We start from the raw sequence: 16,420 nt of genomic DNA on the forward strand, positions 1-16,420 counted from the left end.
TTCTTACACGGATCAAAGATTAGAGGCACTTCTTCGATAATCCAAGCGATCTATTTCATAAAGCGGAATCGATGAAGGGAAATAAACAGGCTTAAAAGCTTATTCACAACGGGTTCACCTTCATTGTGGTTACCCATTTCTGCTAAAGCAGCATCAATGGCGTCAGCACTAGCAGTTAACTCATCAACAGTCATATTTGCCATCACGCCGTAAATTTCAAGTGGCAACACACTTTTAACCGTTTTATTTTCTGTTACGATACATGCCCCCGAGTACTGATCAACTTCTTTCACGCAGTAGCACATTTCTTCACTCTCTTGTCCAACTACGACAAAATATGGTTTTGGAGCAGGCCAGAAAGTTGCTACGGCACCTCGCTCAATACGTACACCCTTAAATAAGCCATTTACAATATGTCGTTTTCCATCTGCGTAGCGCTGAATAACAGAGAGACGACTTAGTGTTTCACCTTCATACTCTGGTAAAATCTTGCCATCTTCGAAAGGTACCCAGATTTCTTGGTAAAAATCAGCATGCCCACGACCATATACATCAAAAAGATATACTTTTGCTTGTGTACCATCCTTAGAAACATCTAATGGAACGATATCTAATTGCTCTGGTGTTAAGTCATTCAAGCCTTTTTTGCCTTTTGTACACATATTTGAATAGTCAATGTCAGCATTCTTTAATAGTTTTCTTTCTTTTGCTATCAATTCACCATCTTTAAATACATAAAGTGGATTAATTTTAGATAGGCTATCCGTTAAAACGATGTCGGCAAAACGCCCTGGTGTCAAGGAGCCAATTTGATCTTCCATATGAAAAGATCGAGCAGTATTATATGACGCCATTTTGATTGCTTTGATCGGATTGATGCCCATTTCGACACATAACGAGATAATCCAATCCATATGCCCCATTTTAAGCAACCGCTCAACGGAGATGTTATCCGTGCAAAGCATAAAGTTATCTGTTGGAAACTTACGGTCGACAATAGCACGTAAAAGTGTTTTGATCACTTCATTACTTCCTACACCAAACTTAATATGGGTAGGAAAACCATAGCGAATGCTTTTTTCGATATCATTCACATTCCAAACATCATGGTTATTCGATACGCCAATAGCAGGTAAATAGTTTAATACCATGTCGGAAAGTGCAGTCACACCCCAATGTCCATTCATAAAGCCGCCTTTTTCCCTTACCCAAGCTGCTTTTTGAAAGTCATCTTTATCCCCAGAGCTGTATGTGAAATGTTCAAATTCACCCAATCCGATGACAGGTTCCATCTCTAAAACTGCTTTAGTGACAGAAGCATCTACTTTTTTGCCAGGTGCAAATGCATAGAGTCTGTAAGGCAGTTTATCGTAGTCTTTAAATAAATCTTTGGCAGCCTGCACACCTTCTTCGGCTGCTGCACTTAGTAGATCTAGACACTCAGCAAAGATTGTCGTTGTTCCACAAGGAACCATTGCTTCAGCCAAAGCAGTTGGATGTGCTAACTGAGACTCAAAATGTAAGTGTGCATCAATCAATCCAGGGATAGCATAGAGCCCCTGCCCATCAAACACATCTTTTACTTTCGTGATCGATTCATCTGGATTGAGCGCGACTATACGCTTATCATAGATAAGGATCGACCCTTGATACACTGTTTCTCCATGAACATCTAATATGTTCAAGTTTTTGAGTAACAGATCAGCTTCTTTATCCCCATGTAATATATCGAAGATAGCACGAACTTTTTCCAGATGATTGGTTTCTACTTGTTTCATCGTAAATGCTCCTTTTTGATTGTATAAGAAGAGCCGCTTGCTCTTAATTGGAAGTTAGGTTAAACGTTTTACTAGTTAGGATATTTTTTGTTAAACGTTTAACCTATAGCTTTAGTTAAACGTTTAACAAGATGATGAAAATAAACGCCACCTGAAATGAGCTGAGTATATATGCCAATGAATCAGGCGGATTTACGTTTAGCGATCGAAGGTTCTAAGATCGTAATCGGTTCAAACTTTTGTTTTCGAATCTGACTTAGAATAATCTCGGCACTTTTGATTCCTAAAGTTCGGTTTTGTAAATCTACACATGTAAGCTCTGGTGTGGAAACTTGTGACATCAGAGAATTTCCTAGGCTTAATACAGCCATATCTTCATAGATTTGAATATTTGCTTGAACCAATGCTTTGGTCAAAAATACGGCACTGAGTTCATTGAGTACAAATACACCGTCGATATGATGTTGCAGAAGTTTTGGGATTAGTTCTTTTGATAAGTCCATATCGTCTTCGATTTCAATGATCATCGGCTTTTGCTGCTCTTTGCTTACTTGCCAAAAACCGTCTAGAAAGCATTTCAGTACATGGCTTGGGAAATGTTTATGAACAAAAGCGATTCTATCTTTGCCGATTGAATATAGATGTTCTACCCCTAGTTTACCTGCTTGAACTAAATCAGGGTATAAAAGAGGAAAGCCAGTGTATGGAATATGACGGTTTGTATATACAACAGGAATTTCCCACTCCATCACACGATGAATACTCTCTTGAAAGGATGTATCAGAAAATAATCCCACAAATATAATCCCAGCTATCATATTTTCACGCATTAGTTGAAGAATCTCATCTTCAGATAAATTTAAATTCTCAACTTCATATATATAAAGATTATAATTATGTTTCCCTAGTGTTTGGCTGATCCCAGAAGTGATCTCTGAATAATAAAGGTTGTTAATCTTTGGCAAGATCACTGCTACATTAGAGGTTTCCTGACGTTTTAGCGCTTTTGCAACCACATTGGGTACATATCCAAGTTCATGAATAGCAGCTAAAATTCTTTTCTCTGTTTCTTTTTTTACCATCATATCGGAATTCAAGTATCTCGAAACAGTGGCAACGCTTACATTAGCATGTTTCGCTATATCTTTTAAAGTAACCATCTATAACCCCCTTGCCAAATAGTTAAACGATTAACTAAAACGTTTAACCTTAATTAAAAGAAATGTAACACATCGGGAGGACCGCGTCAACTGGTTGCTTTTTAAAATAAATTATAATATTTTCATATAACATCATTCCATATGATCAGCCATCCGTCGTTCGACATTAGAAATTCAACGAACTACCATACTTTAGAAGCATAGTAGTTCAATGATGCAGGATATATCATTGTTTAAATCGAAAACTGATGAGGCTAACCGTTTATTTTTTATGAGCGACTGTTTTTTTCGCTGCCACGAATCTGCTTCCACATCGTTACCATATCAATCCAACCGCGATGTTCGGCTATTTTACCATCTTCTAGACGATACCGGCGATATAAGGTTACATCGATGGTCTGACCAGTGGGCGGGGTTCCAAAGAACATACCTCGATGGGTCCCTTTGACTGTCATTCTCACAAGGACAATATTCCCTTGCCCAATGATCTCTTCCACGGTGTAGTGTTTATCAGGGAATGCTGTCAAAATCGTGGCAGCAAATTGCTTTAATCCTTCTTTTGATTGATAAGCGAGCTCTTGATAGTCATCTGTAACAAACTGATCCACACAATCAAAATCGCTTTGATTCCAAAATGTCTCAATAAATTGATGGATCATATCTATATTCATTTGTTCAATGGTTTTCATTTTTACTTCTCTCCTTGTCGTTATTTTGGTTAGGTGTGTGCTTTATTCAGCTTGAAGCTGAGGGAGTAGTGTAGCTGTATCGAACCAAGCATAATGTTTCACAATTTCACCTGCTAGGAGCTGAAATTCGTGAAACTGTGTGATCTGCACCGTTTTTCCAGTTGGCTCATGCCCATCAAAAAGACCTGAATGTATAGCTGTAATCAAGGTTCTGGCAATCACTTTTTCCCCCTGGGCTAATATCTCATCAATCGTATATTTTTGGTCGGTAAAGGATTTAGCCATTTGTGGTGCAAAGGATTGTTCAGTCCGATTTAGAAAGGTTTGATTTTTAACGTTCTCAATGAATTGGGTGACTAACTCTGAATTTTTTTGTTCAATGGATTGCATTTAAAACATCTCCTTGTGATTGGTGAGTTGAAAGCTTCAAATGTTACCAAATGGTAACATTTGAAGCAAAAAAATTTGGATTGTTAATGAGAAACAGAAGTGTTTTTCGTTAATTTTTGAGTTAATTCCAAAAAGTGTTGTATGCCAATCTGGACTCGATCTTTTACTCCCTCATCCTGCGGTACTCCGCTTTCATCGAATTGATTTGTTCCGTAACCAATTGAAATCCATTCCGAACAATTGATTCCATGTAGACACCGGATAATAGTCTGTAGATGGGTGAGTGAACTTACTCCTACAGGACCACCAGCAGAACTGATCGATAAAACAGGTTTCCCAGCCATTTGATCAGGTCTGACATGGTCTAGGGCATTTTTTAGCGTGCCTGATATCGATCCGTGGTATTCGGAAGTCGCAAGAATCAAGCCATCGCCGGATTCAACAGCTTCTACTAGGTACTTAGCATTTGGATGGAAGTCTGAGTGATCCGGTGAAAAAAGGGGCAACACTAATTGAGATAATTCGAGGAATGAGACCGAAATTTGCTTCTCTCTTAATAAAGATTCAATGTAGCGAAGGAGCTGGGTGCTTGTTGCATTTGCTCGATTGCTGCCAGCGATCATGGTTACTCTCATTGTAATATCACCTTTCCTATTCTTACTTACGATTTTAATATGTTACCTTTAGGTCACATATGATGATTCTTATTTTACATAACCATATGGTCACATGTCAAGAGGATTCAAAAAAAAGAGAAGTGGTTCATCATGTGTAATAATAGTTAGTTCAATTCATTATGAAATATTCAAAATAAATGATCTCCGATAATGGGTTGAAGGTTTAGGCTGGGTCATCTATATTGTATGTGCAACTAAATTAGATGAAAAATTCTTCATCTATGGAAATTATAACGAATCAACCTATACAAGTAGAAAGAATAGACGATATCAAATAGAAGGAGCAGAAATGATGATAAACGATTTCATTTTGGGGATCACTCTTTATTCATTACTAGGCTCAGGACTCATGGCAGGAATATTTTTTGCTTTTTCTTCATTCGTGATGAAGTCACTTGCCTCTCTTCCAACCAACAAAGGAATTGCGGTCATGCAAACGATTAACATCAAAATCCTTAATCCCTCATTCTTATTTCTTTTCTTAGGTACCTCATTCACATCATTGATCCTCATCATCTGTTCTTTTTTTAGATGGAGTGAAGCAAATACGATTTATCTTTTTTTGGGGAGTTTGCTTTACCTAATAGGCGGTTTTATTGTTACCGCTTTGTTTAATGTTCCACTAAATAATAAACTAGCTGTAGTAGACGCCAGCAGTTCAGCCGATGTTAAGATATGGAAAGATTATCTTACCATTTGGACAAGATGGAATCATGTACGAACGGTAACATGTATCGCTGCTATGGTCATGTATATCTTGGCACTTAGATAAGTAAAACAATAGGCAACGGAAGTTTATGTATTTTAATGAAATAAAGCAGCAAGCCCAGTAAGAGATTCATTGAACTACTATCAGATGAGCTGAAACCTGTTATAGATGATAGGTTCCAGACTGATGAAAACCCTTTTGAACGAGTGGAGAGGTGATCAGCAAGGCTCCATTTCGGGCGCAACTTAGTGGAATGGCAGCAGTAGCGGTATTTTCTCTTGACAAACTGTTCGAGTCTCCGCAGACGGATACCGGAGGAGGCGAGTTTTGTCCGACCGCGAAGGCTGACAGTACGCGACTGTCACACATCGTTGCAAACCCGGTTGGAGCGTCGCCGCGAACCACGATCACGAGCCGATCACGTGACTTTGTCTACACTCTGGATCTGTCATAGATGACAGGTTCATCTGTCTATGATATTATGTGACTAGTTAGTCACATCTGAAGCTTTCCATGTACTTTAAATTTGATTCTTAAAGAAGGGATTCTGAATGGAAAATGATATATTTAAAGCATTAGCTGATCCTAGTCGTCGCATTCTCTTAGATCTACTACGAGTTTCAGATGGACAATCATTAAATCAATTGTGTACTCCATTAGATATGTCTAGATTTGGAGTTATGAAGCATTTAAAAATATTGGAAGAAGCTGGATTGATTACTACAAGAAAAGTGGGTCGCGAAAAACTTCATTTTTTAAATGCAGTTCCGATTCGGCACATATATGATCGATGGATTAGTAAATATGCTGAACCGTGGGCGATTGAATTAACAACTTTGAAAAACGAATTGGAGAGTGAAACAAAAATGGAGCAAAAAACTCGTTCTGTCAATCGAATTGCAATAAAAGCGAGTCCTGAACAAATCTGGAATGCATTAACAAATCCAGGGATGACATCGAAGTTTTGGTTTAACTGTGCAATTGAATCTACTTGGGAAATAGGGTCCCCCTTTGCGCTATGGAATGGATCAGAGAAAAAAGTTGAAGGAAGCATTCTTGAGATCGATGAGCCAAATCGTTTGTCGATGAGTTGGCGATATCTTACATTCCCAGGCACAGAAAACGATTCTCCGTCACGTGTAACTTGGGAAATTGAACCCCATGCAGACTTAAAGGGTACGACCATTGTAACAGTCGTTCATGATGAATATGATCAAGCGGCAAATACCGCACAGATTTTAGAAAGTGGAATTGTAATCGTTCTCTCTGGAATGAAGACATTATTGGAAACGGGTACTACGTTGATTGATATATCAGTGGAGCCATAATTCCCCATATTATGAATAAATCTAACAGGATATGATAAAGAATAGAGGTGATATCCCATAGCGCTTACAGTTCACTTAGATTTATTTAACGGATTATACAGATTATCGCTTTAATCAATCACTTGGTGTTGTTATCTAAAAGCATTTTTAAATAAAAATATAGTTCTTCAGCAGCCTGTATAAGAGGTTGTGAATTTCGTTTGGCTCTGCATAGGACAATCGCACCTTCCATTGAAGATGTAATAAAGCTGGCAATTTGCACGGCTCGGGCTTTAGAAAATCCATGTTTTTGCAACATTTCTTGGTAGGCATTTGTACAGCCGTCATACATGGTTTTACAAGCTTTTTGCAATATAGCACTACTATTTGCAGTTTCTAAGGTGACAGAGGCGAAAGAACCCGCCTTTGTGCATTGAGATTCATCCATTTTCTTTGCTAAGTTGATAAAAATCAATTGAGTAACTTCAGCAGGATCAGTCGCATCGATCAGTACGCTTTGAATTCTGTTAATCAAAGACTGACCATATTCTTTGATCGCCTCTGCGACTAGTTCCTCTTTCCCATTTGGAAAGTAATAATATAGAGAGCCTTTGGGCGCACCACTCTCTTTGATAATTTGATTTAGCCCTGTACCATGATATCCTTGTTGTTCAATTAAGTGAAATGTCGCTTCCATTAACCGAATTCGAGAAGAATTTTTTCTTTCCAATCTATTCACCCCCTAAATATAAAGATCGGTCTATATATACTAGCTGTAAAAAAACCGTGTGTCAAATCGTTGAAAGCCTATTTGCTAAATAAAGTAAATATTTTTTGCATCAATCCAGGGCTTTGAATTCGTCCATTTTGGAAAGCGGCGATTTTCCACTCACCATTTTCTTTTACAACGACATTGGTATTAATAGAGTCTCTTTTCTTTGGAGCATTTGATTGCCATCTTAATTTGACTACACCGAGTCCATGAAAGACAGCTACTTCTGAAGTAAGAAATTCAATCTTTTTTATCTGTCCTTCGAGCATAGAGCCTCTCAAGACTCCTTCCCAAAGCTTTTGATGTGTATCTGAAATTTCCTTTCTTCCTTGTAAATGCTCTCCTTGAAACGTGATATAATCTGCATTCTCTGTAAAACATAATCCATAAGCCTTACCATCTCCTTGATCCCAAGCAATAGCCAGCTTCTTAAACAAATCTTCAATCTCTCTAATCTCTTTTTCTTTTTCCATGATAATCACTCTTTTCTATTATTTTAAGTATTTTGTTGCTGTGGTTATTTTCCACCAGAGACACGAATTGCTTCACCATTAATAAAACTATTTGCCATTGAACCTAGGTAAACAATCAGATTCGCAACGTCCTCAGGAATACCTAATCGTTTGGTTGGGAAGGTTTCAGCGTATTTTTTTAACACTTTTTCTGAGATCACTTTGGTCAGCCATTCGGATTGCGTCAATCCTGGCATAACGATATTTGAGTAAATACCATCTGCTGCTAATTCAAGTGAAAGTGATTTACTAAAACCATGAAGTGCAGCCTTACTTGCTGTATAGGCGGTTCCATTTGCCTGGCCATCACTAGCTAGGCTCGATGAAATATGAATGATTCTTCCCCATTTATTTTGTTTCATTATGGGTAAAATAGCCTTCGTTATCAGATACGTACCCTTTAGATTTAGATCAATCATTGAAAACCAAGTGTCTCTGATGCTATTTTCAATAGATGCGTCATTGCCCCCAATGCCCGCATTATTCACTAATACATCTAATCGGTTTCGAACTTCTTTTAATTCCTTCACTGCCTGGTTTATACTCGTCTGATCTAATAAATCCATTTGTAATGCTTGACATCTTCCACCTGCTTCCTGAATCTCGTGTATCGTTTGTTGTGCTTTATCTTTATTTTGGACATAGGTGATAAACACATCAGCACCCTCATTGGCAAATTTCTTTGCTGTTGCTTTGCCGATCCCTCTAGAACCACCAGTTATTAAGACTACTTTGTCTTGTAATCCATAATCCATATGATCAACATCTCCAATCAACCAATTTATTAGACCGGTCTATATAAAAGAAGGTAAATTTTTTGATTGCGTCATCTATGCAATCAAAAATAAATTATAACAACTGGTCTATATAGATAATAAAATAAGAACTGCTCATTGTCAACAAGATGATTTTTTTTACTATCTATAGTCTCTATTACTGAGATTTATAAAATGAGTTAAATCCAACTTTACGTTTATTATTAGATATAACAGAGGAATTGATTTTAGAAAGAAGATGCCATCGTACCACCCTACAAGATATTTTGCAAAAGGCAGGAGTTTCTAAAGGTGCTATTTACCACTATGTAAATAGCAAAGATGAGTTATTCGCTCTCATTTTAAAACAGAAACTTGTTCAAGTGGATGAACGATTTAATAAGAAGTTGCTACTGCTGATGACGAAGATGCACCGTTTAGAGGAATAGATGGACGTTTTCATCGATTCGCAAATGCCGATCATGTATTTAATTTAATCTTTATTTACTTACTCAGAAAAATGGAGAATCCATCTATTCGTAAAACATTGGAAAATCTACATGATCGTTCGTGTAAATGGGATCAGGATGGATCGTCGTTGGAACCATTAATATAGCACCTGTTTGTCTGCTCGGCATCTCTCAGGTGCTTATGAATTTATTTAGAATTGTAATATTCTTCAAGTGTTATTTTGTTTTGATAAAGATCTTTCGCAACTTCTAAACCCACATAGCGGATATGCCATGGCTCATATTTATATCCAGTGACTGCTTCTTTTCCTTTGGGATAGCGAACAATATATCCGTACTTCCAACTATTTTCTGCTATCCATTTTGCTTCTTTTTTATATGCAAAACAGCTTGAAGCAGCACAGCGCCCATCTTTACCTGCAACATCAATTGACAAGCCAGTCTGATGTTCACTTGTTCCTGGTTCAGCGCTAAATGTTTTAGCTTTCTTTAAACCATCGCGCTTTACATAAGAGTCAAATAGTACCGTTTGTGTTTCATATGAGCGATAACCAGAGTGTCCCTTTAAAGGATAGCCTGCAATTTCCGCAGCTTTAAACATCTTCTCTAATTTCTCTGCTGGTTCTTTTCGTAGTTGACGGATTTCTTTTAACCCTTTTGATGTAAATGGAACTTTAGGAAATACCAAGTCATTTGGCTTGTAGTTCTTTGGTGTTAATGCTAACTTTTTATTCACCAAAACCGTTATACTTTCTGGGCTGGTATCTACTTTTGGAACACTTTTGCTTTGATTTTCTTGTATTACTTCAACCTTCTGGTTTACTTCTTGTTCTACTTGTATTTTTTCAGGTCTTTTTACTATTTTGGGTGGTTCCATGGTACATCCAATTAAACACATCAATCCAATTATTATACTAAATCCTTTGAACCATCCTTTTCTTAGTTGCATAATTTCTCTCCCTTAATCTCTTAAAAACAAATATTGAACAAAAACAATTCCTTTTCATCTCAGGGATTAATATTAATAGTTTTAAGAAAAATATTCAAATGAAATATTTATAGCTTTGGATAATCATGTTTACTCTACAATATAATAATCTACCAGTAAATAGTATCTTAAATCTGTCCTTTCTTTTCTGAAATACATTTCATTGGATGTTTCGATTCAATTCATAGAGTGAGCACGACCAAGTGAAACTGCTTGAATGTAATAGATTAACCAAATATAGATGATCCCCAAATATATTTTATCAAACTGTTCAATCTCTTTTTACTTAATTGTTGGAATGAGCACACAGTTGCTTTCTAGAGAAAAATCAATGCTGAGCCACGGGCCATATGGGATATCCATTTCCTATTTCTGATCGAAAGGTTTCATAATCATGATGCAATAACCTCTGGAAAAGAAAGTATTCTATTCTTTTTAGGTAAATTATAAAATAATAACAGACTAGAAGGTTCCATTACTCACCTAGAAGAGAGGAAGTATACCTAGGCGAATTCAATGAGCAATCGGGATAACCGAAGGCCCAAATAGGGCTCACAACTCTGGGAGAACACTTGGCATGAAAATCAGGAAACTGGCTGCTGGCTGGTGGGAAGCCAACCAGTGGCTAAAAATCAAGAGCGTTCGCAGTCTGGCTCTGCTGTTCGTCTGTATGTACCCACTCCAGGCCTTGGATTTGGCCGTAATCCCTCATCTTAAAGAGAAAGGATTCGGAGACCATCAGGGGACATATATCACAATAACGGCGATCGTCCAGTGTATCATGAGCTGGTTGTTCGTCAAAATGAAGAAGCGACCCCAACAAGTCCTGTTCAGGAGCCTCGGATTGGCTTTGCTCGGGAAAATCTTCCTGATCGGTGCCATTCTGTCCTCTAAACTGTGGATGTACTACGGATATGCAGTAGTCATTGCAGTCAGCGGGACAGTGTCTGTACTGGCTAGCGGCTTGCTCTTTGATCAGGCGCTAAAGCAACAGGGTAGGAAAGCATCCTTTGCGGGCATGGCGCTGTTAACCCTGTCGAACACGCTCTTACAGGGAGCACTCGTCACAGTCCTCTTTCTGCCGCCACTGATAATCTGGGTATGGGTAGCTGTAGGAGTTTTGGCTGTCTGCCTGTGGATGACGTGGAAAACTCCGTCAGGAGGGGAAGGACCGTCCAAGGAGGAGAAAGAGCAACTCAAGCAGATTGAACCGTCAAAGGGAGCTCAGTGCAAGGGGCTAAAGCGGTGGATTCAGGACCCCTCGCTTTGGATCTTCATTGGGACGCTCGGAAGTTCACTGTTCTACTACGCGTTCCCGTATCTCCTCCCTCAGACATCTTTTGTCACAGTTGAGATGGCTGGGGTCATTCTGGGGATTGCGACCATGGGTCGTGCTTTCGCGAGCTACTTCATGACACTCATCCTCGCGGATCGACCGTCATGGAGTAATCGAATCGTGTTGGTCACTCGGCTTTCACTCCCAGGGGGGCTTGCTCTCCTGTGCCTTTCGGAAGGCAAATGGCCACTCCTCATCGCTGGCGCACTGCTGATCAGTTGCGGTGGCAATGGGCCTGCTACTCGAGTTAGCTACTTGAAGGCCCGCAACGAAGCATGGGGACATGCAATCGCGAAAATTTCATGGGACACCTCTGCGATCTTTGGGTCCATCATCCTGCTCACCTGGGTGGCAAAAAGTTACGGGCCCAACGTGGCTCTCTGGTGTCTGATGCCTGGTCTGGTGTTGGCTGTCATCATCGCATCCTACTTGCCTCTCCACAGGATGCCGCCAGAGGAAGACAAGTCGACTAAGTAGGTGTAAGGAACTTCAAGGACGCCTCCGCCTGGTCGATCAGGCTAGGTTGGGGGTGGTAAACAATTAACATACTATTCTGATGTTTATTTTTTGGAGCATTTAGTTGATCAAAAAGGTTTCTACTGAAATCGCTGAAACCCACATAAACATTGGTAAAGTGGGTGGGATGTAAGCTTACGGGTACATGTGAACGGACAATGGTTTTCTAGACTGTTGTCTTCCGCCACTCGATCACCTCTCCGCGGTTAAAATAAAAACTGCCCAGCAACTGGACAGCTTTCGATTTGGCAAATAAAAAGGGGTTTCTCTCGATTGGGTTTATTCATAATGTTGGATTGCTCTTGCAGGTGATCCTTCCCAATCAGTATGGGTAGGGAGAGATTCGCCTTTCATCAACAGAGATAGATTGCGCAGGGTAGAGAAATCATTCATTTTTGTGTCATAGAGAACAACCGAGCCATTACCGACGGTACAGAATTTGCCAATCGTAAGATGGGACATTTTCATGACACGATCTTCAAAAAGATGTGTTTGCAGAGTAGTATTGGCATTGATCATGGCATAATCTTCGATTGTGACGAGATCAAATTCCGATAGATAAGTAGATTCCATATAAACCTTTTTGCCCATTTTGACTCCAAACAGTCGCAAGGCATAACGAAGAAAAGGTGTTCCCAACAAATGAGTGATGAGTATGGGAACCGTGACATTCTCGTATAAGGCAGTAATCAGCTCGCTCCGCCAGACATACGTACTCCACAGTGGTTTCTCCATTTTTCGATAGCGACCGATGAGGAGAAGTTTTAACAACACGATTAATAATGTAGTAATGAAAGCGATGGACATGTTGACTAAGGGTACAAGGAAGATTGCCTCGATAAAGGAAAAATGAAGGATGGTATAGGTAACAGTGATTAACCACACCCAGATCATCACAATCAGAAAAGCACCTGGAAAAGTGACACGACAAAATTCGATAGCATAACGAGTCCACAGTAACCTTTTGGATGGAAGATACGTTTCTTTTTCTGAAAAGTTCGTATTGATATCACGGCGTGGGAGAAACATAGCGGGTGTACCCAGCCAAGAAGTCCGATCTGTCAATTCTTTGTTTTCGGGAGGAGTGGATAACACACCTAGTAGTGTATGGTTTCCAATTACTTCCCCTCCATTGATATGAGCACTATTACCGATAAAAGTTCGATGACCAATCACAGTCTCCGATATAGACATGCGTCCCATATGCACTTTGGGAGTGCCAATACAGGCAGCATCAGCTACAAAACTTTCACTACCAATATTCAAAAGTTCTGGTGAGATATGATTTACTGTAGATATTTCTGCTCGTTTACCAATTTTTGCTCCTAAAAGTCGTAACAAAGGAGCTGTATAAATGGTTGCATATAATGAATTGTTTAGAAAGAGGCTAAATAATAGAAATTTGTCAATTAACCATTTTCGTACATAAAAGAAAGATTGTAGCGGGTACTGCCCTTCTTTTACTCTTCGTAAGAGTAGTTTTTTTAGTAGGATAATCTGTAAAAATAGACTGATTGTAAAAAAAGCTGCACAGATGGGCACTAAAAAGAACTGCCAGTATCCAAGATAAGGAAACCAGAGATAAATGGCCATCGTTCCTGGAATCAGACTGATGAAGGGGACAGTAACAAGTACAATCATTGCTAATAAGAATCCACATAGTAATAATCCTCTATAAAAGGCGGAGTTTGTGTGAATTTTCTCTGATGTCAGTTGTTCTATTTCTAAATCGACTGTGGCACTTTTCTGAGCAGGTGATCCAATCCAGCGTTCATTATCAGGTAGATAACTTTGTTCTGATAACATCGATTGTTCGCCGAGTTGGGCACGTTCTCCAATCGATACATTAGGAGATATTACGGCATTGGAACCAATATATACTTCAGAGCCGATGTCGATCGTCCCTAGAATAAGATTTCCATCTCGGATGGTATAACCGAGTAATTGGGCACTCAGACCTATGCTGGTTTTATCACCAATGTGTATTAAATCGAACGATTGAATCTCTTCTGTGCCAATATATACATCTCTACCTATCTTTGCTCCCATCAAGCGATAATAGAGATTTAGTAACGGTGTTCCAGATATCATACTGATGGGTACAAGTGATTGAAATTGATTCACTAACCACCATCGATAGTAGTAATACCCCCACAATGGATAGGTGCCAGCTCGATATCGTCCGATAATGGTCCATTTCGTAATAATCGATAAGATGATCGAAGTAGGAAAGTAAAGAATTGTGGCAATGCCAACACCAATCAATAGATTATTCCAAGTCCATTCCCCTAAAACTCGCATCATGTACAGATAAGGGAGCAAGAGCGGCAATGTAACAAAGAGATAGCGAAAATAGATGGAGACGGCTTGAGCTAATCCAGTTATCCAATATGTGAGTGAGGAAACAGTTGTAAATTTCTTTTTAGGCTGCTCTTTTTTATCAGGGAGTAGCTGTTTTTGCTTCCCAGTTGATTCGATAAACTGAGCTAGTTTACGGATAGTCGGGTACTGGTAAAAATCTGAGATTGCCAAATTTAGCGTTAATGGTGGTTGTCTTAATTTTGAGACAACCAAAGCGGCAAAGAGAGAATGGCCCCCGAGCTCCTGGAAAAAATCACTCTCAACCGATATTTGGTGTCGGTTTAAGACATCACTCCATACAGCTGCGATCTCCACTTCTAGCTCTGTTTCTGGGGCTATATAATTTTCTGAACCGATCGCGCTTTCCTTTGATGGAATTGGCAAACTTTTGAAATCTACTTTTCCACTGATTAAAGTGGGCAATTCTTCAAGTACTTCGAGATATGTTGGCATCATGTAAGCGGGTAGCCGATCTCTGAGTTGTTCTAACAGTGCTGTTCGATTCAATGTTGAGTCAGCTTTAGGAACGAGATATGCGACAAGTACTTGGAGCCCAGGTGATTGTTCGTAGACATGGACGGCAGCCTGTTGAATCTCTTCTGTTTGCAATAATACTTCTTCTATTTCGGATAACTCAACACGATATCCGCGGATTTTGACCTGTCTGTCAATGCGCCCTAAGAATTCCACATTGCCGTCTGAATTAAAACGAACAAGGTCACCTGTTTTATATAATCTTTCCGCGTATGGACTCGAAATAAAACGACTTTCTGAGAGTTCTGCTCGATTGACATAACCTCTAGCTAAACCTGGTCCGCCAATGTGTAACTCCCCTGCTTGTCCAATTGGCAATTCCTGCAATTGCTCATCTAAAACATATACTTGGTAGTTTGGTAATGGTTTGCCAATGGTGACAGGTTGATCAACAACGCATTCAGCGTATGTAGCAATCACTGTGGCTTCTGTAGGACCATAGGTATTATACATTCGACGCTGTGGATTGGCCCAGCGTTTGACTATATAGTTGGGGCATTCTTCACCGCCAACAATGAGTAAGCGAAGCGTTGGAATGTCATCTTCCCACATCGTAAGCAAGGTCGGAACACAGGAAAGAACAGTAATTCCGGCTTGTGTTAATAATTGAGGGAGTTGGTTTCCCGCTTGTGAATAGGTTTCCGTTCTGATCACTAATGCAGCCCCATTAGCTAAGGCCATCCAAATTTCCTCAACCGATGCATCAAAGGCAATAGTAAAACCCTGGTAGACACGATCAGTCTCTGATACTTGGTAAATGGTTTGGGCGGCTCTGACCTGATGACAGACATTGCGATGTTCGATCATGACTCCTTTAGGACGTCCGGTTGATCCAGAGGTATAGATCACATAACTGAGATCGTTGGATTCGAGTTCGGTTTCGGCTAGAGAAAGCCGCTCAGCCGATTGTTTGCTGATTTCGACTGCCTGCTGAAATACGTCTACTTGTGTGCAGGTTAAGTGCATATCTTCGGTCAAGGACTGTCGGGTGATGATGAGTTGTATATCACAATCTTCCAAAATATATGATATCCGATCTGCTGGATATTCAGGATCAAGCGGTACATATGCACCACCAGCTTTAAGGATTGCCAGGATGGCGATATATTGTTCGAAAGAGCGATCAAGTAGAATCGCCACACGGCTGCCTCTACGCACTCCTTGAAGACGGAGAAAACGAGCAAATTTATTGGATCGTTCATCCAATTCAGCGTAGGTCATGATATCCTGATCAAAAACCAGCGCTGCATGATCTGGAAATAGATCGGCTGCCGCCTCAAAGATTTGATGTAAACATTCTTCTTGCAGTAAGTGTGGCATACTTAGCCCATGGTTCCACTGGATGTCAATAGATGGTTGTGGCAAATCAACTTCCCCTTTTCATCTGTATTCTGTGAAGAGTGACAGATGATGTTTTGTCATTCGATTCATAGGTGATGGGAAATTTCTAAAAAGATATATAAGAA

The 16,420-nt window shown here is 39.6% G+C and carries 15 protein-coding genes; 4 read left to right on the plus strand and 11 right to left on the minus strand.

The window, feature by feature from the left end; genetic code table 11:
• Positions 1 to 50: 50 nt before the first annotated feature.
• The 5 genes from BUB71_RS08795 to BUB71_RS08820 form a co-directional block, all read right to left on the minus strand.
• Positions 51 to 1,778 carry an amidohydrolase family protein gene (locus BUB71_RS08795; protein WP_073154474.1) on the minus strand — a complete coding sequence of 576 codons (1,728 nt, stop codon included), beginning with the start codon at positions 1,776 to 1,778 and terminating at the stop codon, positions 51 to 53.
• Positions 1,779 to 1,960: 182 nt separating this feature from the next.
• Positions 1,961 to 2,938: a LacI family DNA-binding transcriptional regulator gene (locus tag BUB71_RS08800; protein ID WP_245815558.1), complete on the minus strand. Its 978-nt coding sequence runs from the start codon at positions 2,936 to 2,938 to the stop codon at positions 1,961 to 1,963.
• A 269-nt stretch (positions 2,939 to 3,207) separates the two neighbouring features.
• Positions 3,208 to 3,627, minus strand: a complete 420-nt coding sequence (locus tag BUB71_RS08810) for an ester cyclase (RefSeq protein ID WP_073154475.1) — start codon at positions 3,625 to 3,627, stop codon at positions 3,208 to 3,210.
• Positions 3,628 to 3,669: 42 nt separating this feature from the next.
• The gene (locus BUB71_RS08815; RefSeq protein ID WP_073154476.1) at positions 3,670 to 4,017 is read right to left on the minus strand and encodes an ester cyclase; all 348 of its coding nucleotides are present in this window, start codon (positions 4,015 to 4,017) and stop codon (positions 3,670 to 3,672) included.
• A gap of 83 nt (positions 4,018 to 4,100) precedes the next feature.
• Positions 4,101 to 4,652: an NADPH-dependent FMN reductase gene (locus tag BUB71_RS08820; protein ID WP_073154477.1), complete on the minus strand. Its 552-nt coding sequence runs from the start codon at positions 4,650 to 4,652 to the stop codon at positions 4,101 to 4,103.
• 331 nt (positions 4,653 to 4,983) lie between these two features.
• Between BUB71_RS08820 and BUB71_RS08825 the strand changes: the two genes are divergently transcribed.
• Positions 4,984 to 5,466: an anthrone oxygenase family protein gene (locus tag BUB71_RS08825; RefSeq protein ID WP_245815559.1), complete on the plus strand. Its 483-nt coding sequence runs from the start codon at positions 4,984 to 4,986 to the stop codon at positions 5,464 to 5,466.
• 99 nt (positions 5,467 to 5,565) lie between these two features.
• Here the strand turns inward: BUB71_RS08825 and BUB71_RS20200 are convergent, their stop codons facing one another.
• Positions 5,566 to 5,688 carry a hypothetical protein gene (locus BUB71_RS20200; protein ID WP_281248194.1) on the minus strand — a complete coding sequence of 41 codons (123 nt, stop codon included), beginning with the start codon at positions 5,686 to 5,688 and terminating at the stop codon, positions 5,566 to 5,568.
• Between the two features lie 266 nt (positions 5,689 to 5,954).
• On the opposite strand from BUB71_RS20200, the gene BUB71_RS08830 reads away from it, so the two are divergent.
• Positions 5,955 to 6,731, plus strand: a complete 777-nt coding sequence (locus tag BUB71_RS08830; RefSeq protein ID WP_073154479.1) for an ArsR/SmtB family transcription factor — start codon at positions 5,955 to 5,957, stop codon at positions 6,729 to 6,731.
• Positions 6,732 to 6,849: 118 nt separating this feature from the next.
• Here BUB71_RS08830 and BUB71_RS08835 read toward each other — a convergent pair whose 3' ends face one another.
• From BUB71_RS08835 to BUB71_RS08845, 3 genes are all read right to left on the minus strand, one after another.
• Positions 6,850 to 7,440, minus strand: a complete 591-nt coding sequence (locus tag BUB71_RS08835) for a TetR/AcrR family transcriptional regulator (RefSeq protein WP_073154480.1) — start codon at positions 7,438 to 7,440, stop codon at positions 6,850 to 6,852.
• A 77-nt stretch (positions 7,441 to 7,517) separates the two neighbouring features.
• Positions 7,518 to 7,955: an SgcJ/EcaC family oxidoreductase gene (locus BUB71_RS08840; RefSeq protein ID WP_073154481.1), complete on the minus strand. Its 438-nt coding sequence runs from the start codon at positions 7,953 to 7,955 to the stop codon at positions 7,518 to 7,520.
• A gap of 44 nt (positions 7,956 to 7,999) precedes the next feature.
• Complete coding sequence (locus tag BUB71_RS08845; RefSeq protein WP_073154482.1) at positions 8,000 to 8,749, minus strand: SDR family NAD(P)-dependent oxidoreductase; 750 nt, start codon at positions 8,747 to 8,749, stop codon at positions 8,000 to 8,002.
• A gap of 230 nt (positions 8,750 to 8,979) precedes the next feature.
• Here BUB71_RS08845 and BUB71_RS08850 point away from each other — a divergent pair, with 230 nt between their 5' ends.
• Positions 8,980 to 9,198 carry a TetR/AcrR family transcriptional regulator gene (locus tag BUB71_RS08850; RefSeq protein ID WP_084731330.1) on the plus strand — a complete coding sequence of 73 codons (219 nt, stop codon included), beginning with the start codon at positions 8,980 to 8,982 and terminating at the stop codon, positions 9,196 to 9,198.
• Between the two features lie 208 nt (positions 9,199 to 9,406).
• On the opposite strand, the gene BUB71_RS08855 is transcribed toward BUB71_RS08850, so the two are convergent.
• Entirely contained in the window at positions 9,407 to 10,168 is a 762-nt protein-coding gene (locus BUB71_RS08855; RefSeq protein ID WP_073154484.1) for a M15 family metallopeptidase, read from the minus strand.
• A 616-nt stretch (positions 10,169 to 10,784) separates the two neighbouring features.
• On the opposite strand from BUB71_RS08855, the gene BUB71_RS08860 reads away from it, so the two are divergent.
• On the plus strand, positions 10,785 to 12,020 hold the full coding sequence (locus tag BUB71_RS08860; RefSeq protein ID WP_073154485.1) for an MFS transporter: 1,236 nt from the start codon (positions 10,785 to 10,787) through the stop codon (positions 12,018 to 12,020).
• A gap of 318 nt (positions 12,021 to 12,338) precedes the next feature.
• Here BUB71_RS08860 and BUB71_RS08865 read toward each other — a convergent pair whose 3' ends face one another.
• On the minus strand, positions 12,339 to 16,319 hold the full coding sequence (locus BUB71_RS08865) for a Pls/PosA family non-ribosomal peptide synthetase (protein ID WP_073154486.1): 3,981 nt from the start codon (positions 16,317 to 16,319) through the stop codon (positions 12,339 to 12,341).
• Positions 16,320 to 16,420 lie beyond the last annotated feature (101 nt).

Origin of the sequence: Seinonella peptonophila (genome assembly GCF_900129355.1) — a bacterium.
GTDB lineage: Bacteria > Bacillota > Bacilli > Thermoactinomycetales > Thermoactinomycetaceae > Seinonella > Seinonella peptonophila.